Raw genomic sequence first — 18,598 nt, forward strand, 5'->3', positions numbered from 1 at the left:
TAACTCGACTGTAAAGTCTAGCGGATGGGCTTGCAGAAACCTGAACGCGGCCCGACCGGGCCGACGGATGGGGTCAGGACGTGAAGAGGTGCCGCCACAACGCCAGCACGGCGTCGCGTTCTGTCGACAGCACGGCGACCTGGGTGGCGGCCTCGTCCAGGCGCGCCTGGTGCTGGACCCGTCGCAGTTCGCGGTAGGCACGGGCGGCGGCGTCGCCGACGCCCGGGGGCAGCAGGCCGGCCGCCTCGGCCCGTTGCAGCAGCGCGATGTTGCCCACGTTGGGCACCAGCTCGGGATGGGCGGCCGCACAGGACAGCACCAGGTACTGGACCGCAAACTCGGCGTCGACCATGCCCCCCGGGCTGTGCTTGACGTCGAACCAGCCGGGCTTGATCGGATGCGCGGCGCGCACCCGCTGGCGCATCGCCACGATCTCCTCGCGCAGCCGGCCGACGTCGCGCGGGGCGGCGATGACGGCTTCGCGCACGGCGTCGAAGCGGCCGGCCAGCGCCGCCTCACCGAGCACGAAGCGCGCCCGCGTCATGGCCTGGTGTTCCCAGGTCCAGGCGGTGTTGCTGCCGCGGCCTTCCTGGTACTTGGCGTAGGCGGCGAAGGTGGTGACCAGCAGGCCCGAGCTGCCGTTCGGGCGCAGCGCGGTGTCGATCTCGTACAGGTCGCCCTCGCCGGTCTTGGTGGTCAGCCAGTTGATCAGCTTGCGCACGAAGGCGCCGTAGATCTCGGGGGCGCGCTCGTCCTCGTCCTCGAACACGAACACGATGTCGAGGTCGCTGCCGTAGCCCAGTTCCTTGCCGCCCAGCTTGCCGTAGCCGATGATGGCGAAGCTCGGCGTGTCGCGGTGGCGCGCCCTCAGCCGCTCCCAGCACCACAGCGCCGTGACGCGCAGCACGGCGTCGGCCAGCGCGCTCAGCTCGTCGGCCACCTGCTCGACGGTCAGGCGCCCCTCGATGTCGCGCGCCAGGGTGCGGAACACCTCGGCGTGGTGGGCGCGGCGCAGCAGGTTGAGCAGGGCCTCGTCGTCGTCCTCGCCGGTGCGGCGCAGGGCCGCGCACCGGTCCTGCAGGTCCTGGGCGAAGGCGGCGGCGTCGAAGCGCTCGGACACCATGGCGTTGCTGGCCAGCTCGTCGATGACGCCCGGGTGGCGCAGCAGGTAGCGCGCCGGCCACTTGGCCGCGCCCAGCAGGCGCAGCAGCCGCTCGTGCACGTTGGGCCGCTCCAGCAGCAGGGCCAGGTAGCTCTCGCGCCGCAGCAGCGGCTCCAGCCAGTCGGCCATGCGCAGCGCCGCCTCTTCCGAGACCCGGCCCTCGAGCAGCCAGTCGGCGGTGCGTGCCACCAGCCGGCCGAGGCGGTGGCGGGCGTCCTCGCGCAGCGCCAGCACGCGCGGGTGGTCGCGCCAGCGCTCGATGCGCTCGCGCACCGGCGCCGGCAGCCGTTCGCACAGCTCGTCCAGGGTGGGCGGCTGGGCGCGACCGCGCGGCCCGGCGCAGCCGCGGCATTCGGACTGGGTGCCGCCCAGCAGGGTGTCGAATTCCTGGGCCACGAACTCGCGTTGGCTGTCCAGCTCGTGCAGGAACGGGCAGCCGTCCGGGTAGCCCATGCTGCGGGCGATCCAGTTGAGGTCGCGCTCGCCCTCCTCGCCGTCCTGGCCGCAGCCCAGCGGCAGCACGTGCGTCTGGCGGTCGTCCAGGTACTGGATGCGGTGCTCGACCCGGCGCAGGAACTCGTAGGCGTGCGCCAGCCCCTGGGCGGTGGCCGCCGGCATCAGGCCGGCGGCTGCGACCCGTTCCAGCGCGTCCAGCGTCGGGCGGGTGCGCAGTTCGGGGAACTGGCCGCCGCGCACCACCTGCAGCAGCTGCACGATGAATTCGATCTCGCGGATGCCGCCGCGCGACAGCTTGACGTCGTTGGCGCGCCCGGGGCGGCCGGCACTGCGCCGGGCGGCATGCTCGCGGATCTGGCGGTGCAGCACCCGCAGCGAGTCGAACACGCTGTAGTCCAGGTAGCGGCGGAACACGAACGGCAGCACCACGGCGCGCAGCGCCTGGGCCGAGCCGTCCTCGATGGCGCCGCGCGGCGCCACCACCCGGCTCTTGAGCCAGGCGAAGCGCTCCCACTCGCGGCCCTGGACGACGAAATACTCCTCCAGCGCATCCAGCGAGACCGCCGGCGGTCCCGAGTTGCCGTTCGGGCGCAACGCCAGGTCGACCCGGAACACGAAGCCGTGCTCGGTGGTGTCGCCGATCAGGCCGTAGACGGCCTTGACCGCCTTGGCGAAGTACTCCTGGTGGCTGATGCGGCCGCGGCCGTCGACGCCGTCGGTCTCGCCGTCCTGGTCGTACACGTACACCAGGTCGATGTCGCTCGACACGTTGAGTTCGCGGGCCCCCAGCTTGCCCATGCCGACGATCCACAGCTGGGCGCGCCGGCCGTCGGCCCCGCGCGGCTCGCCGTGCACCGCGTCGAGGTCGGCCAGCGCCTGCCGGCAGGCGGCGTCGAGGGTGAATTCGGCCAGGTGGGTCACCGCCAGGGTGACCGCGCGCAGCGAGGCGTGCTCCTCGCAGTCGAGGCGCGCCAGCCGCTCCAGCACCAGCTGGCGCAGGATGCGCAGCGCGTCGCCGAGCGGGTGGCCGCGTTGGCGCAGGGCCTCGCAGGTGGACCGCAGGGCCTCGCGGCCGGGCACGCCCGGCGGCAGCAGGGCCAGCTCCTGCGCGTAGCGGCGCCGGATCCGTTGCACGAAGCGGGAATGGGCGGAACCCGCGGCCGGCGGGGCCATCTCACCTTGCACCAGCCGTCCTGCGCCCGGCAGGACCGGGCTGCCCGGCTCCGGGGCGGTGCCGGAGCCGGCGCTCATAATTCCTGCCACATCGTCGTCTTTCATGAACGATTCGCCGCCCCTTCCATCGCGCCTGCTGAAGTTCTATGCCGCCTGCGCGAAGGGGGCACTATGGCTGCTGGCCGCCTTCTGGCTGCTGCTGGCGCTGGGCTGGGGCGCTTTGCACGGCTGGATTGTGCCGCGAATCAGCGACTGGCGCCCCGTGCTGGAAGCCCAGGCCACGCGGGTCCTGGGGGTGCCCGTGCGCATCGGCGCCGTCAGCGCGCGCAGCGAGGGCCTGATCCCGACGGTCGAATTCGACGGCGTCGTGCTGCTCGACCCGCAGGGCCGCGAGGCCTTGCGGCTGCCGCGCGTGGTCACCGCGCTGTCGCCGCGGTCGCTCTGGCACCGCGGCTTCGACCAGCTGTACATCGAGGGCGCGGTGCTGGACATCCGGCGCACCGTCGACGGCCGGGTGCTGGTCGCCGGCCTGGACGTGACGCGCGGTGGCCGCGACGACGGCGGCGCCGCCGACTGGGTGTTCGAGCAGGCCGAGATCGTGCTGCGCGGCGGCCAGCTGCACTGGACCGACGAGATGCGGCAGGCGCCGGAACTGGTGCTCGCCGGCGTCGACCTGGTGGTGCGCAACACCGCCCGCCGGCACGCGATCCGCCTCGACGCCACGCCGCCCGCGGCGGTGGGCGACCGCTTCACGCTGGTCGGCGCGTTCCGCCAGCCGTTCCTGTCCACCCACCCCGGTCGCTGGCAGGACTGGGACGGCCAGTTCCATGGCGCGTTTGGCCGCATCGAGCTCGGCGAACTGCGCCGCTACACGCCGATCGACGCGCGCCTCGAAGGCGGCCACGGCGCCGTGCGGGCCTGGGTCGACATCGCCGCCGGCGAGGTCACCGGTGCCGTCGCCGACCTGGCGGTGGCCGGCGTCTCGACCCGCCTGGCGCCCGGGCTGCAGCCGCTGGCGCTGGCCTCGCTGGCCGGCCGCATCGCCGCCCGGCGGGTCGGCGAGGGGGTCGAGGTCGAGGCCCGCGACCTGCAGTTCGTCACCGCCGACGGCCAGCGCTGGCCGGGCGGCAACGTGTTCGTCGGCTGGACCCCGGCCGGCGCCAGGCGACCCGAGAGCGGCGAGGTGCGCGCCGACCGCCTCGACCTGGCGGCGCTGGGGGCGCTGGCCGAGCGGCTGCCGCTGGGGGCGGCGACCCACGCCGCCCTGGCCACGCACGCGCCGCGCGGTGTGGTCGAGACGCTGCAGGCGCGCTGGCAGGGGCCGGTGCAGGCGCCGACGTCCTACCAGGCCAAAGGCCGCCTGAGCGGCCTGCACGTGGCCGCGGTGCCGGCGCCGCAGCCGCCGGCCGGCGGCCGCCCGGTCGCGGGCACGCCGGGCGTGCGCAACCTGGCGGCCGAGTTCGACCTGAGCGAGGCCGGCGGCCGGGCCAGGCTGACCATGCAGGACGGCGCGCTCGAGCTGCCCGGCGTGTTCGAGGAACCGCTGCTGCCGTTCGCCCGGTTCAGCGGCGACCTGCAGTGGCAGCGCACCGGCAGCCGGCTGGCGGTCACCGCCAGCAACCTGAAGTTCGCCAATGCCGACGCCCAGGGCGAGGCCCAGGGCTCCTGGCGCACCGGCGACGACCCGGCCCACCGCTATCCGGGCGTCCTCGACCTGCAGGGCAGCCTGGCGCGCGCCGACGGCAGCCGGGTCTGGCGCTACCTGCCGCTGCGGCTGCCGCAGACGGCGCGCAGCTACGTGCGCGAGGCGGTGCAGCAGGCCGAGGTGAGCGAGGCCCGGTTCCGCCTGAAGGGCGACCTGCGCGAGTTCCCGTTCGCCCAGGGCAAGTCCGGCGAGTTCAAGGTGACGGCGCAGGTGCGCAACGCCACCTACGCCTTCGCCCCGCGGGCGCCGGCCAAGCCGGGCGCGCTGCCGTGGCCGGTGCTCACGCAGCTGTCCGGCCAGCTGGTGTTCGACCGCACCAGCCTGCGGGTGGTCCATGCCGACGGCCGCTTCGCCGGCGCGCCGGGCCTGCGGGTGAAAGCCGACGCCGAGGTCGCCGACCTGGCGCGCAGCACGGTGGAGGTCAGCGGCGAGGTGCGCGGGCCGCTCGCCGAGGCGCTGCAGGTGGTGCAGCGCTCGCCGGTGTCGGCGCTGGCCCAGGACGCGCTGGCCCGCGCCACCGCCAACGGCCCGGCGGAGGTGCGGCTGAAGCTGTCGCTGCCGATCGCCCAGCTCGAACGCAGCCGGGTGCAGGGCTCGGTGGTGCTGGCCGGCAACGACCTGCAGATCACCCCCGACAGCCCGGCGCTGGGCCGGGCCCGCGGAACGGTGTCGTTCAACGAGCGCGGGTTCTCGCTCACCGGCACGCAGGCGCGCGCCTTTGGCGGCGACCTGCGGGTGGAGGGCGGCACCCGAGGCAGCAACGGCGACAGCGCCGTCGTGCTGCGGGTGCAGGGCGTCGCCAGCGCCGAGGGCCTGCGCCAGGCGCGCGAGCTGGGCGGGGTGGCCCGATTGGCGCGCCAGGCCAGCGGCAGCGCCGCCTACGCCGGCACGCTCACCTTCCGCCGGGGCGGCAGCCCCGAGATCCAGCTCACCAGCTCGCTGCAGGGCCTGGGCCTGAACCTGCCGCCGCCGCTGAACAAGGCACCCGACGCCGTCCTGCCGCTGCGCTACGAGAACGCACGGCTGCGCGAGGGCGAGCCGGTCGACCAGCTGTCGGTGGAGATCGGCCGCGCCCTGGCGGTCCGCTACGTGCGCGACGTTTCGGGCGCCGAGCCGCGGGTGCTGCGCGGCACGATCGCGGTCGGCCTGCCGCCCGGCGAGTCGGTCGCCCTGCCCGAACAGGGCGTGGCCGCCAACCTGGTGCTGGGCGTGGCCAACATCGACGCCTGGGAGGAAGCACTGGACGGGGTGGTGGGCCACGCGGCGGCCGCTGCCGTGTCGGCTCCCGCGTCCGCACCTGCCCCCGCATCCGCGCCGGCCGCCGCATCTGCACCTGCCGTGGCATCCGCACCGACCTCGGCCCCCGCCGCGACGGCGTCCCCGGCTCCGCGCGGCGCGACCGCGGCCATCGACGGCCTGGGCTACCTGCCCACCAGGCTGGCGCTGCGGGCGCGCGAACTCACCGTCGATGGCCGCACGCTCCACAACCTGGTGGTGGGCGGGACGCGCGAGGGACTGCTCTGGCGCGGCAATGTCGACGCCGACGAGCTCGGCGGCTATGTCGAGTACCGCCAGCCCTCGGGCAACGGCGCCGGCCGGGTCTATGCCCGGCTGGCCCGGCTGTCGATCGCCAGCGCCGCCGCCAGCGCCGTCGAGGCGATGCTGGACGAACAGCCGAGCGCGATCCCGGCGCTGGACGTGGTGGTGGAGGACTTCGAACTGCGCGGCCGCAAGCTCGGCCGGCTGGAGATCGACGCCGTCAACCGCGGCGGCGGCGCCGTCGCGCGCGAGGGCGGGGTGCGCGAATGGCGTCTCAACAAGCTCAGCCTGCTGATGCCGGAGGCCACCTTCTCGGCCATCGGCAACTGGGCGGCGGTGGACGCCCAGGCGCAGCCACCCGGCAGCCGGCCGCCGCCGCGGGTCGCGCACGAGCGCCGGCGCACGGTGATGAATTTCCGGCTCGACATCCAGGACGCCGGCCAGTTGCTCGGCCGCATGGGCATGAAGGGCGTGGTGCAGCGCGGCCAGGGCCGGCTGGAAGGCCAGATCGCCTGGATCGGCTCGCCGCTGGGCTTCGACTACCCGTCGATGACCGGCGCCTTCCACATCAACGTCGAGAACGGCCAGTTCCTCAAGGCCGACCCGGGGCTGGCCAAGCTGCTGGGCGTGCTGAGCCTGCAGTCGCTGCCGCGCCGGCTGACGCTGGACTTCCGCGACGTCTTCAGCGAGGGCTTCGCGTTCGACTTCCTGCGCGGCGACGTCACCGTGCAGCAGGGCGTCGCCGCCACCAACAACCTGCAGATGAAGGGCGTCAACGCCGCCGTGCTGACCGAGGGCAAGGCCGACCTGGCGCGCGAGACGCAGGACGTGCGGGTGGTGGTGGTGCCGGAGATCAACGCCGGCACCGCCTCGCTGGTGGCCGCCACCATCAACCCGGCGATCGGCATCGGCACCTTCCTGGCCCAGATCTTCCTGCGCGAGCCGCTGGCCCGCGCCATCACCCAGCAGTTCCAGATCGACGGCACCTGGACCGATCCGCGCATCAGCAAGGTCACCAAGCCGCCGCCCGAGAACGCCCGCCAGGCCGGCCCGCTGGCCGAACAGGGAGTGTCGCGATGAAGATCGCCGCGATCCAGATGCTGTCCGGCCCGCGCCTGGACGACAACCTGGCGGCGGCCGGCCGGCTGCTGGCGCAGGCCGCCGCCCAGGGCTGCGAGCTGGCCGTGCTGCCGGAGTACTTCTGCCTGCTGGGCCGCGCCGAGACCGACAAGCTGGCGGTGCGCGAGCAGCCCGGCGCCGGCCCAGTGCAGGACTTCCTGGCCGACCAGGCCCGCCGCCACGGCCTGTGGCTGGTCGGCGGCACGCTGCCGCTGGCCGGCGCCGACCCCGGCCACGTGCGCAACACCTGCATCGCCTGGTCGCCGGCCGGCGAGCCGGTGGCCCGCTACGACAAGATCCACCTGTTCCGGTTCGACAACGGGCGCGAGCGCTTCGACGAGGCGCGCACCATCGAGCCGGGCGCCGCGCCGGTCGCGTTCGACCTCGCCGCGCGCGACGGCCGGCGCTGGCGGGTCGGCCTGTCGGTCTGCTACGACCTGCGCTTTCCCGAGCTGTACCGGCGGCTGGACGCCGACCTGCTGCTGGTGCCCAGCGCCTTCACCCACGGCACCGGCCAGGCGCACTGGGAGCCGCTGCTGCGCGCGCGGGCGATCGAGAACCTGGCCTACGTCGCCGCGCCGGCGCAGGGCGGGCTGCACGAGAACGGCCGCCGCACCTGGGGCCACAGCCTGGTGGTCGATCCCTGGGGGGTGGTGCTGGCGCAGCGCGAGGACGAGGGCGAGGGGCTGGTGGTGGCCGCGCTGGACGGCGAGCGCCTGGCCCAGGTGCGCCGCCAGCTGCCGGCGCTGGAGCACCGCGTCCTATGAGCGACGCCCGGCGCCTGCAGTCCCCGCCCGACGACGGGGGCGGCCGGCCGCCGGCGGCGCAGCGCTGGCTGCTGTGGGGGTCGCTGAGCACGCTGGTCGCCACGCTGCTGGTGACCCTGATCTGGCTGGCCGGGCGCTACGAGGCCAGCCAGGTGCAGTCGCGCCTGGAGCGCGACGCCGCCGAGGCGCTGTCCGACATCCGCGGCGCCATGACCCGCAACGTGCAGTCGATCCAGGCCCTGCAGGCCGGCACGCCCACGCTGGCGGCCTGGTCGGCCGAGGCGCTGCGGCTGCTGCACGAGCGGCGCGAGCTGGTGCGGGTGGAGTGGCGCGACGCCCAGCTGGGCGTGATGGGCTCGGTCGACACGCCGTACCGTCCGCCGGTGTTCGACCGCCTGGGCCGCGCCAACGCCCATGCCGACGTCGCCCTGGCCTGCGCCAACGCGCGCCGCAGCAGCGGCGCCGGCTACGCCGCCAGCTACTTCGTGCCGCAGAACGACGGGCTGGGGCTGGAGGTGATGGAGCTGTGCCTGCCGCAGATGGTGGCCGGCCAGCTGACCGGCTACATGGTCGCCACCTACTCGCTGGGCGAGATGCTGGCCAGCCTGGTCGGCCCGCAGCTGGCCCGCAGCCAGGAGGTCTCGTTCACCGAGGCCGACGGCACCCGGCTGGCGCTGCACGGCAATGCCCGCCGCGGCTCGCGCGTGTTCACCGCCCAGCAGCTGCTCGACCTGCCCGGCAACACCCTGGTGCTGCGCGTCGACAGCTGGCGCGGCGCGCCCGAGATCTTCCCCAACGTGCTGACGGCGCTGGTCACGATCACCTCGATCGCGCTGCTGGCGGTGCTGTTCCTGCTCGGCAAGGACACCCGCCGGCGGCTGCAGGTCGAGCAGGACCTGGCCGAGGCGCTGGCGTTCCGCAAGGCGATGGAGGATTCGCTGGTCACCGGCCTGCGGGCGCGCGACCTGCGCGGGCGCATCACCTACGTGAACCCGGCCTTCTGCGCCATGGTGGGCTTTCCGCCCGAGGAACTGCTCGGCCAGGCGACGCCGGCGCCGTACTGGCCGCCCGAGCTGGCCGGCGAGTACCAGAAGCGGCAGGAGGTCCGGCTGGCCGGCCATTTCGCACCGCCGCGCGAGGGCTTCGAGTCGGTCTTCATGCGCAAGGACGGCTCGCGCTTCCCGGTGCTGATCATCGAGGCGCCGCTGATCAACGCCCAGGGCGTGCAGACCGGCTGGATGAGCGCCTTCCTCGACATGAGCGAGCAGCGCCGGATCGAGGAACTCTCGCGCGCCAGCCAGGAACGCCTGCAGGCCACGGCCCGCCTCGCGACGGTGGGCGAGATGGCCTCGCTGCTCAGCCACGAACTGAACCAGCCGCTGGCGGCGATCTCCAGCTATGCCACCGGCTCGCTCAACCTGCTGCAGGCGGGCGGCGCGGCGGCGCAGGCCGACATGCAGCTGGCGCTGCGCCGCATCGCCGAGCAGGCCGAGCGCGCCGGCAAGGTGATCCGCAGCGTGCACGACTTCGTGCGCCGGCGCGACCAGGACCGCGAGCCGGTCGCGCCGCAGGCGCTGATCGAGGCCGTCATGCCGCTGGTCGGGCTGCAGGCGCGCAAGCTCGGCGTGCAGGTCCAGACCCGGGTGCCGGCCGGCCTGCCGGCGGTGCTGTGCGACCGCACGATGGTCGAGCAGGTGCTGCTCAACCTGGCGCGCAACGCCATGCAGGCGATGGACCAGGCCGGCGTGCGCCAGCCCACGCTGCAGATCCAGGTGCGGCGCGCCGCGCCCGACGATGCCAACGGCCGCGCCTGGCTCGAGTTCGCCGTTGCCGACCAGGGCCCCGGCATCCCGGACGAGGTCCGCAAGCAGCTGTTCACGCCCTTCTTCACCACCAAGGCGGAGGGCATGGGCCTGGGCCTGTCGCTGTGCCGCACGGTGGTCGAGCAGCACGGCGGCTTCCTCGCCTACGAGCCCAACCGGCCGCAGGGCACCGTCTTCCGATTCACCCTCCCCACCCAGCCGGTGGCGGCGCCGCTCGCGGCGCCGAGCGAACCGGCCACCGCCTGATGCAGCCAGCTCCCGATGCCACTGTGTTCATCGTCGACGACGACGAGGGCGTGCGCGAGGCGCTTGCCTGGCTGCTGCGCTCGCGCCACCTGCCGAGCGAACGCTTCGCCGCCGGCGAGGACTTCGAGGCCATGCTGGCCGGCGGCTGGCAGCCGGGCCAGCCGTGCTGCCTGCTGCTGGACGTTCGCATGCCGGGCCTGAGCGGGCTGGCGCTGTTCGAGCGGCTGGCCGCGCAGGGGCTGGTGGAGGTGATGCCGGTGATCTTCCTGACCGGCCATGCCGACGTGCCGACCGCGGTCGGCATGGTCAAGCGCGGCGCCTTCGACTTCTGCGAGAAGCCGTTCTCCGACAACGCGCTGGTCGACCGCATCGAGCAGGCGCTGGCGCAGTCGCGCCGGGTGCTGGCGTCGCGGCGCGCGCGCGACCGGCTGGCGGCGCGGCTGGCCGAGCTGACGGAGCGCGAACGCGACGTCATGCGGCTGGTGGCGCGCGGGCTGCCCAACAAGCTGATCGCCGACCAGCTCGCCATCAGCGTGCGCACGGTGGAAGTGCACCGGGCCCGGGTGTTCGACAAGATGGAGGTGAAGTCGGCCGTCGAACTGGCCAACGTGTTGCGCGACGTCGAACCGGCGCGCTAGCGCGGCGGCTCGTCCTCGGGCGGCGGTTCGCCCTTGGGCCGGCCGGAGAACATGGTCCACCAGACGATCAGGACGAGCAGGCCCAGCGCGAGCAGGGCTTCCAGCAGAATCAGCAGCATGCGACGACGGTACGGATGGGCGTTGATTGTAGGAATGCTGGCGGGTTGCGCCTCGGTGCCCCTGCCCGAACCGGTGCCGGCGACGGCCCCGCCGCCAGCGCCGTCGGCCGCCGCCCCGGCCGACGAGGCGGCGCCCGGCGCGCCGCTGCTGCAGGGCCGCAGCCGCTGGGTGCCGGTGCGCTGGAACGAGCTGCCCGGCTTCGACGACGATGCCCTGCACGAGGCCTGGAACGCCTGGCTACGCAGCTGCGAGCGGCCGCCGGCCGCCTTCGCCGCCCTCTGCCCGCAGGTGCGCCAGCTGTCGATCGGCAGCGCGCAGGAGCAGCGCGCCTGGATGCGCGAGCGGCTGCAGCCCTACCGCATCGAACCGCTGCAGGGCGCGGCCGAGGGCCTGCTGACCGCCTACTACGAGCCGCTGCTGGACGCCTCGCGCCAGCCCACCGCCCGCCACACGGTGCCGCTGTACCGGCCGCCGGCCACGCTGGCCAGCCGCAAGCCCTGGTACAGCCGGCAGGAGATCGACACCCAGCCGGAGCCGCGTGCGCAGCTGCGCGGGCGCGAGATCGTCTGGCTGGCCGACCCGATCGAGGCCCTGGTGCTGCAGATCCAGGGCTCCGGCCGGCTGCGCATCACCGAGCCCGACGGCAGCGTGCGGATGGCGCGGCTGGCCTACGCAGGCAGCAACGAGCAGCCGTACCGCAGCGTGGGCGGCTGGCTGCTGCAGCAGGGCGCGGTGCGCGACGCCTCCTGGCCCGGCATCCGCAGCTGGCTGCGCGACAACCCGCAGCGCCAGCAGGAGCTGCTGTGGAGCAATCCGCGGGTGGTGTTCTTCCGCGAGGAGCCGCTCGGCGACCTCGAGGCCGCCTTCGGGCCGCGCGGCGCCCAGGGCGTGGCGCTGACGCCCGGCCGCTCGATCGCGGTCGACAAGGAGAGCATCCCGTACGGCACGCCGGTCTGGCTGGCCTCCAGCGGCCCGGTGGTCACGCTGAACCGGCTGGTGCTGGCCCAGGACACCGGCAGTGCCATCGTCGGGGCGCTGCGGGCCGACTGGTTCGCCGGCTGGGGCGCCGAGGCCGGCGAGTTGGCCGGGCGCCTGAAGCAGCCGCTGCGCCTGTGGGCGCTGTGGCCGCGCTGACGCGGGCCGCTCAGCGGCAGACCACGCTGCCGACCTTGCGGGTGACCGTCGCCGCAGGCCGGCGCGCGCTCAATCCGGCTTCAAGTGCCCGAGCGGCAGTGCGCGGCTCGCCTTGACCTCGCCCAGCGAGAAGCTGGTGTGGAGGTCCTTGACGTTGGGCAGGTTGATCAGCACCCGGCGCGCGAACTGCGAGAAGCTGTCCAGGTCGCTGGAGACGACCTGCAGCTCGAACGTGCCGGCGCCGCTGATGTAGTGGCAGGACACCACCTCGGGGATCTTGCGGATCGCCTCCTCCATCTCCCGGGTGCGCTCGCCGGTGTTGCGGTCGGCGTCCAGCCGCACGAAGGCCAGCACGCCCAGGCCGATGCGGTGGCGGTCGATCTCGGCGTGGTAGCCCTTGATGTAGCCGGCCTCCTCCAGCGCCCGCACGCGGCGCCAGCAGGGCGCCGCCGACAGGCCCACGCGCTGCGCCAGCTCGGCGTTGGTGAGCCGGGCGTCGGCTTGCAACTCTTCCAGGATACGGAGGTCGAACTTGTCGAGTCTTTCCACGATGACCTATCTTGAGCAAGGATCTTCCTGATCCTAGCGGTTTTGGGGCATCGAAAGCAAAGACTGATCCGGCCTTTCTCCCTACACTGTGCCGCTGTCCCACGCCGCTCCCCCGGAGACCCGATTCGATGAACGCGCCCCTGCCTGAACACATCCGCAAGTCGCTCGAGACCGTCACGCTGGACGACAAGTACGCACTCGAGTACGGGCGCGCCTTCATGAGCGGGGTGCAGGCGCTGGTCCAGCTGCCGATGCTGCAGCGCCGGCGCGACGCGCTGGTGGGCAAGAACACCGCCGGCTTCATCAGCGGCTACCGCGGTTCGCCGCTGGGCGGCTACGACCAGGCGTTGTGGAAGGCCAGCAAGTACCTGAAGGCGCAGCACATCGTGTTCCAGCCCGGGGTGAACGAGGAGCTGGCGGCGACGGCGCTGTGGGGCACGCAGCAGCTGGGCTTCGCGCCGAAGGAGCCGCAGAAGTTCGACGGCGTGTTCGGCATCTGGTACGGCAAGGGGCCGGGCGTGGACCGCTGCTCCGACGTCTTCAAGCACGCCAACATGGCCGGCACCACGCCCTGGGGCGGCGTGATCGCCGTGGCCGGCGACGACCATGTCGCCAAGAGCTCCACCGCGGCGCACCAGAGCGACCACATCTTCAAGGCCTGCGGGCTGCCGGTGTTCTTCCCGGCCACCGTGCAGGACATCCTGGACCTGGGCGTGCACGCGTTCGCCATGAGCCGCTATGCCGGCGTCTGGACCGGCATGAAGACCATCCAGGAGATCGTCGAGTCGAGCGCCACCGCGCTGATCGATCCGCAGCGGGTGCAGGTGCGGCTGCCGGACGATTTCACGATGCCGCCGGGCGGCGTGCACATCCGCTGGCCCGACCACGCGCTGGACCAGGAAGCGCGCCTGTTCGACTACAAGTGGTACGCCGCGCTGGCCTACATCCGCGCCAACCGCCTGAACCACAACGTCATCGAGGGCCCGAACGACCGCTTCGGCCTGATCGCCAGCGGCAAGGCCTACAACGACATGCGCCAGGCGCTGGACGACCTCGGGCTGGACGCGGCCACCTGCCAGCGCCTGGGCATCCGGGTGCACAAGGTCGCCGTCGTCTGGCCGCTGGAGGCGCAGATCACGCGCGAGTTCGCCACCGGGCTGCGCGAGATCCTGGTGGTGGAGGAAAAGCGCCAGGTCATCGAGTACCAGCTGAAGGAAGAGCTGTACAACTGGCGGCCCGACGTGCGGCCCACCGTCCTGGGCAAGTTCGACGAGGGCGAGGGCGACTACAGCGGTGGCGAGTGGTCGGTGCCCAATCCCAGTGCCCACGCGCTGCTGCGCGCCAACGCCGACCTGTCGCCGGCCCTGATCGCGCGCGCCATCGCGCGCCGGCTGAAGAAGCTGGGCCTGGACGCCGACACCACGGCGCGCATCGACGCCCAGCTGGCGGTGCTGGAGGCCAAGGAGCGCGCGATGCAGGTGCTGGAGGTCAAGGCCGACCGCCAGCCCTGGTTCTGTTCCGGCTGCCCGCACAACACATCCACCGTCGTGCCCGAGGGCTCGCGCGCCATGGCCGGCATCGGCTGCCACTTCATGGCGACCTGGATGGACCGCTCCACCGTCGGCTTCACCCAGATGGGCGGCGAGGGCGTGCCCTGGGTCGGCCAGCAGCCGTTCACCGGCGAGAAGCACGTGTTCGCCAACCTGGGCGACGGCACCTACTTCCACAGCGGCCTGCTGGCGATCCGGCAGGCCATCGCCGCCGGCGTGAACATCACCTACAAGCTGCTGTACAACGACGCCGTCGCCATGACAGGCGGCCAGCAGGTGGGCGAGCGGCCGGAGGGCCACTCGGTGCTGCAGATCGCGCACAGCCTGGTGGCCGAGGGCGTGAAGAAGCTGGTGGTGGTGACCGACGAGCCGCAGAAGTACGCCGAGGCCAAACTGCCGCCGGGCGTCGGGGTCGAGCACCGCGACGAGCTCGACCGGATCCAGCGCCTGTTCCGCGACCTCGAAGGCACCACCGTCATCCTCTACGACCAGACCTGCGCCACCGAGAAACGGCGCCGCCGCAAGCGCGGTGCCATCGTCGATCCGGCCGTGCGGGTGGTGATCAACGAGCTGGTGTGCGAGGGCTGCGGCGACTGCAGCGCCAAGAGCAACTGCCTGTCGGTCGAGCCGCTGGAGACCGAGTTCGGCCGCAAGCGCACCATCAACCAGAGCACCTGCAACAAGGACACCAGCTGCCTGAAGGGCTTCTGCCCCAGCTTCGTCACGGTCGAGGGCGGCAAGCTCAAGACCCAGGCGAAGGCCAAGGCCAAGGTCCCGTCGCCGGCCGAGCTGGGCCCGCTGCCCGAGCCCGCGCTGCCGGCGCTGGACGGTGCCTACGGCATCGTCGTCGCCGGCGTCGGCGGCACCGGCGTCATCACCATCGGCCAGCTGCTCGGCATGGCGGCGCACATCGAGGGCAAGGGCATCGTCACCCAGGACGCGGCCGGGCTGGCGCAGAAGGGCGGCGCGACCTGGAGCCACGTGCTGATCGGCGACAGCCCCGAGTGCATCCACACCACCCGGGTGGGCATGGCGGCGGCCGACCTGGTGATCGGCTGCGACCCGATCGTGGCGGCCGGCAAGGAGACAGTGCTGCGGCTGCGCCCTGGGCGGACCCGGGTGGCGCTCAACGCCCACAGCACGCCCACCGCCGCCTTCGTCAAGGACGGCAACTGGGCCAACCCGGCCGAGGCCTGCGTGGCCGACATCGCCGGAGCGGTGGGGCCGGAGCAGGTCGGCAGCTTCGACGCCGACACCCTGGCCACGCGGGTGATGGGCGACAGCATCTACACCAACCCCATGCTGCTCGGCTATGCCTGGCAGAAGGGCTGGGTGCCGCTCGGCCTGGCGTCCCTGCTGCGGGCGATCGAGCTGAACGCGGTGGCGGTCGAGGCCAACAAGGCGGCGTTCGCCTGGGGCCGGCAGGCGGCGCACGACCCGGCCGCCGTGCAGCAGCTGCTGGCGCCGGCGGCGCAGGTGATCGAGTTCAAGAAGCGCGAGACGCTGGACAGCCTGGTGGCGCGCCGGGTGGCCTTCCTCACCGCCTACCAGAACGCCGCCTATGGCCGGCGCTACGCCGACTTCGTCGAGCGGGTGCGGGCGGCCGAGTCCGGCCTGGGCCGCACCGCGCTGGCCGAGACCGTGGCCCGCAACCTGTTCAAGCTGATGGCCTACAAGGACGAGTACGAGGTGGCGCGCCTGCACACCGAGACCGGCTTCCAGGAGCGCATCGCGGCCCAGTTCGAGGGCGACTACAAGGTCCACTACCACCTGGCGCCGCCGCTGATCGCCCGCCGCAACGCCCAGGGCGAGCTGGTCAAGCGCAAGTACGGCCCCGGCATGGCGGTCGGCTTCCGGCTGCTGGCGAAGTTGCGCGGCCTGCGCGGCACGCCGCTGGACGTGTTCGGCCGCACCGAGGAGCGCCGCACCGAGCGGGCCCTGATCGGTGAGTACCGCGCCGCCATCGAGGAGGTGCTGGCCGGGCTGGACGCCGGCAACCATGCCCTGGCGCTGGAGATCGCCGCCCTGCCCGAGCAGATCAAGGGCTACGGGCACGTCAAGGAGCGCCATCTGGCGGCGGTTCGCCCGCGCTGGGAGGTGCTGCTGCAGCGCTGGCGCGAGCCGGCGCCGGCCTGCCAGGCCGCCTGAGCCCGGCCGGCCCAGCCCTGGCCGGCGGCGGTCGGCCATGCCCCTGCCGCGGCCGGGGCCGGCTCCGCCGGCGTTCTACAATCCCGCGGTTGTGCACGCACCGGCCGCCCGGCGGGTGCGCGCTCGTCCTGTCCGACGCGTCCGTCGGCTTTCCGCTGGAGTTCCCTTGTTCATTTCCTCCGCCTTCGCCCAGACCGCCCCGGCCGCCTCGACCGGCGGCGACATGCAGTCCTCCCTGATGAGCATGCTGCCGCTGGTGCTGATGTTCGTGGTGCTGTACTTCGTGATGATCCGCCCGCAGATGAAGCGGCAGAAGGAGCACCGGACCATGGTCGAGGCCCTCGCCAAGGGCGACGAGGTGGCCACCGCCGGCGGCCTGCTGGGCCGGGTCACCAAGCTGGGTGACACCTACCTGTCGGTCGAGATCGCCGGCGGCGTGGAAGTGCAGCTGCAGCGCAGCGCCGTCGTGCAGGTGCTCCCCAAGGGCACGATCAAGTAAGAGGTCGGCCGCCCGCGCGTCGAGCGTCGGGCGGGACTCGCCGGCTCGCGCCCCCCGCCGGCGCCGCACGCTGAACCTTCGCCATGAATAGATACCCGGTCTGGAAGTACGCGATCCTCGTGGTCGCACTGGTGGTGGGCGTGCTGTACACGCTGCCGAATTTCTTCGGCGAGGCGCCCGCCGTGCAGGTGTCCTCGTCCAAGTCGGTCGTCAAGATCGACGACACCACGCGCGTGAAGGTGGAACAGGCGCTGGCCGCGGCCGGCGTCCAGCCGGAGGCGGTAAGCCTGGAGGCCGGCTCGGTCAAGGTCCGCCTGGACAGCACCGACTCCCAGCTCAAGGCCAAGGACGCGATCCAGAAGGCACTGGCGCCCGATCCCAACGACACCGCCTACGTGGTGGCGCTGAACCTGCTGTCCAGCTCGCCCAAGTGGCTCACCGCCCTGCGCGCGGCCCCCATGTACCTGGGCCTGGACCTGCGCGGCGGGGTGCACTTCATGCTGCAGGTGGACATGCCGGCGGCGCTCACCAAGCGTGCCGAGTCGCTGGCCGGCGACCTGCGCAGCCAGATGCGCGAGGCCGGCGTGCGCCACGGCGGCATCCAGCGCAATGGCCAGGCGATCGAGATCCGGGCCCGCGACAGCCAGACGGTGGCCGCCGCCCGCCGCGTGCTGCAGGACCAGTTCGCCGACCTGCAGGCGACCGACGCCCCCGACGGCACCGAGTACCGCATCACCGCCACCCTGCGGCCGGAAGCGGCGCGCCGGGTGCAGGAGCAGGCGCTCAAGCAGAACATGGTCACGCTGCACAACCGGATCAACGAGCTGGGCGTGGCCGAGCCGGTGATCCAGCAGCAGGGCCTGGACCGCATCGTGGTGCAGCTGCCCGGCGTGCAGGACACGGCCAAGGCCAAGGACATCCTGGGCCGCACGGCGACCCTGGAGATGCGCCTGGTCGACGAGAGCAGCGAGGCGCGCGCCGCCGAGGTCGGGGCCGGCCCGGTGCCGTTCGGCTCCGAGCGCTACCTCGAGCGCAACGGCCGGGCCGTCATCGTCAAGAAGCAGGTCATCCTCACCGGCGACAGCCTGACCGACGCCCAGCCCGGCTTCGACCAGCAGAACCAGCAGCCCAAGGTCGACCTGACCGTGGACGCCAAGGGCGGCCGCATCATGCGCGACGTCAGCCGCGAGAACCTGAAGAAGCGGATGGCGATCCTGCTGTTCGAGAAGGGCAAGGGCGAGGCGCTCACGGCCCCGGTCATTCAGGGCGAGCTGGGCAACCGGTTCCAGATCTCCGGCTCCATGAGCGTCACCGAGGCCAACGACCTGGCCCTGCTGCTGCGCGCCGGCTCGCTGGCGGCACCGATGGAGATCATCGAGGAGCTCACCATCGGCCCGACCCTGGGCGCCGAGAACATCGCCAAGGGCTTCCACAGCGTGGCCTGGGGCTTCGCCGCCATCGTGGCCTTCATGGCCGTGTACTACATGCTGTTCGGGCTGTTCTCCGGCCTGGCGCTGGGGGTGAACCTGCTGCTGCTGGTGGCGGTGCTGTCCATGCTGCAGGCCACCCTGACCCTGCCGGGCATGGCGGCCATGGCGCTGGCACTGGGCATGGCGATCGACTCCAACGTCCTGATCAACGAACGGGTGCGCGAGGAGCTGCGCAACGGGGCGGCGCCGCAGGCGGCCATCCATGCCGGCTACGACCGGGCCTGGGCCACCATCCTGGACTCCAACGTCACCACCCTGATCGCCGGCGTGGCCCTGCTCGCCTTCGGCTCCGGGCCGGTGCGCGGCTTCGCCGTCGTGCACTGCATCGGCATCCTGACGTCGATGTTCTCGGCGGTGTTCTTCTCGCGCGGGCTGGTCAACCTCTGGTACGGCCGCCAGAAGAAACTCAAGACCGTGTCGATCGGAACGGTCTGGCGTCCGGCGGCGGACAGCGCTATAACCAAGGCCGAATAAGGAAGA

At 72.9% G+C, this 18,598-nt stretch carries 10 protein-coding genes; 8 read left to right on the forward strand and 2 right to left on the reverse strand.

Annotation, left to right across the window (positions count from 1 at the left end; translation table 11 throughout):
- Window positions 1-73: 73 nt before the first annotated feature.
- Window positions 74-2,791 carry a bifunctional [glutamate--ammonia ligase]-adenylyl-L-tyrosine phosphorylase/[glutamate--ammonia-ligase] adenylyltransferase gene (gene glnE / locus GON04_RS25850; RefSeq protein ID WP_232533365.1) on the reverse strand — a complete coding sequence of 906 codons (2,718 nt, stop codon included), beginning with the start codon at window positions 2,789-2,791 and terminating at the stop codon, window positions 74-76.
- Window positions 2,792-2,894: 103 nt separating this feature from the next.
- Between glnE and GON04_RS25855 the strand changes: the two genes are divergently transcribed.
- From GON04_RS25855 to mltA, 5 genes are read left to right on the forward strand one after another with little or no spacing between them, the layout of a single operon-like run.
- A complete protein-coding gene (locus GON04_RS25855) occupies window positions 2,895-7,115 on the forward strand; it encodes a YhdP family protein (RefSeq protein WP_157400997.1) in 4,221 nt (1,406 codons plus the stop codon).
- The gene (locus GON04_RS25860; protein WP_157400998.1) at window positions 7,112-7,921 is read left to right on the forward strand and encodes a carbon-nitrogen hydrolase family protein; all 810 of its coding nucleotides are present in this window, start codon (window positions 7,112-7,114) and stop codon (window positions 7,919-7,921) included. Before GON04_RS25855 ends, GON04_RS25860 begins: the two co-directional genes overlap by 4 nt.
- On the forward strand, window positions 7,918-9,990 hold the full coding sequence (locus GON04_RS25865; RefSeq protein WP_157400999.1) for an ATP-binding protein: 2,073 nt from the start codon (window positions 7,918-7,920) through the stop codon (window positions 9,988-9,990). The genes GON04_RS25860 and GON04_RS25865 overlap by 4 nt, the downstream gene beginning before the upstream one ends.
- The gene (locus GON04_RS25870; protein WP_157401000.1) at window positions 9,990-10,628 is read left to right on the forward strand and encodes a response regulator transcription factor; all 639 of its coding nucleotides are present in this window, start codon (window positions 9,990-9,992) and stop codon (window positions 10,626-10,628) included. Before GON04_RS25865 ends, GON04_RS25870 begins: the two co-directional genes overlap by 1 nt.
- Window positions 10,629-10,679: 51 nt before the next feature.
- Window positions 10,680-11,882, forward strand: coding sequence for a murein transglycosylase A (gene mltA / locus GON04_RS25875; RefSeq protein ID WP_157401001.1), 1,203 nt, complete (start codon window positions 10,680-10,682; stop codon window positions 11,880-11,882).
- A gap of 69 nt (window positions 11,883-11,951) precedes the next feature.
- On the opposite strand, the gene GON04_RS25880 is transcribed toward mltA, so the two are convergent.
- Entirely contained in the window at window positions 11,952-12,431 is a 480-nt protein-coding gene (locus GON04_RS25880; RefSeq protein WP_181653807.1) for a winged helix-turn-helix transcriptional regulator, read from the reverse strand.
- A 128-nt stretch (window positions 12,432-12,559) separates the two neighbouring features.
- Here GON04_RS25880 and GON04_RS25885 point away from each other — a divergent pair, with 128 nt between their 5' ends.
- The 3 genes from GON04_RS25885 to secD all read left to right on the forward strand — a co-directional run bounded on the left by GON04_RS25885 (window position 12,560) and on the right by secD (window position 18,592).
- The gene (locus GON04_RS25885) at window positions 12,560-16,129 is read left to right on the forward strand and encodes an indolepyruvate ferredoxin oxidoreductase family protein (RefSeq protein WP_157401002.1); all 3,570 of its coding nucleotides are present in this window, start codon (window positions 12,560-12,562) and stop codon (window positions 16,127-16,129) included.
- Between the two features lie 166 nt (window positions 16,130-16,295).
- A complete protein-coding gene (yajC, locus tag GON04_RS25890; protein WP_157401003.1) occupies window positions 16,296-16,628 on the forward strand; it encodes a preprotein translocase subunit YajC in 333 nt (110 codons plus the stop codon).
- Window positions 16,629-16,711: 83 nt separating this feature from the next.
- Window positions 16,712-18,592, forward strand: a complete 1,881-nt coding sequence (secD, locus tag GON04_RS25895) for a protein translocase subunit SecD (RefSeq protein ID WP_157401004.1) — start codon at window positions 16,712-16,714, stop codon at window positions 18,590-18,592.
- Window positions 18,593-18,598: the final 6 nt, after the last annotated feature.

This window comes from Ramlibacter pinisoli (genome assembly GCF_009758015.1).
In the GTDB taxonomy this organism is placed as follows: Bacteria; Pseudomonadota; Gammaproteobacteria; order Burkholderiales; family Burkholderiaceae_C; genus Ramlibacter; species Ramlibacter pinisoli.

Coding starts and splice junctions, on each gene's coding strand:
- GON04_RS25885 (WP_157401002.1), top strand. CDS start 12,560: ATGAACGCGCCCCTGCCTGAACACATCCGCAAGTCGCTCGAGACCGTC.
- secD (WP_157401004.1), top strand. CDS start 16,712: ATGAATAGATACCCGGTCTGGAAGTACGCGATCCTCGTGGTCGCACTG.
- GON04_RS25865 (WP_157400999.1), top strand. CDS start 7,918: ATGAGCGACGCCCGGCGCCTGCAGTCCCCGCCCGACGACGGGGGCGGC.
- GON04_RS25870 (WP_157401000.1), top strand. CDS start 9,990: ATGCAGCCAGCTCCCGATGCCACTGTGTTCATCGTCGACGACGACGAG.
- mltA (WP_157401001.1), top strand. CDS start 10,680: ATGGTCCACCAGACGATCAGGACGAGCAGGCCCAGCGCGAGCAGGGCT.
- GON04_RS25860 (WP_157400998.1), top strand. CDS start 7,112: ATGAAGATCGCCGCGATCCAGATGCTGTCCGGCCCGCGCCTGGACGAC.
- GON04_RS25855 (WP_157400997.1), top strand. CDS start 2,895: ATGAACGATTCGCCGCCCCTTCCATCGCGCCTGCTGAAGTTCTATGCC.
- glnE (WP_232533365.1), bottom strand. CDS start 2,791: ATGGCCCCGCCGGCCGCGGGTTCCGCCCATTCCCGCTTCGTGCAACGG.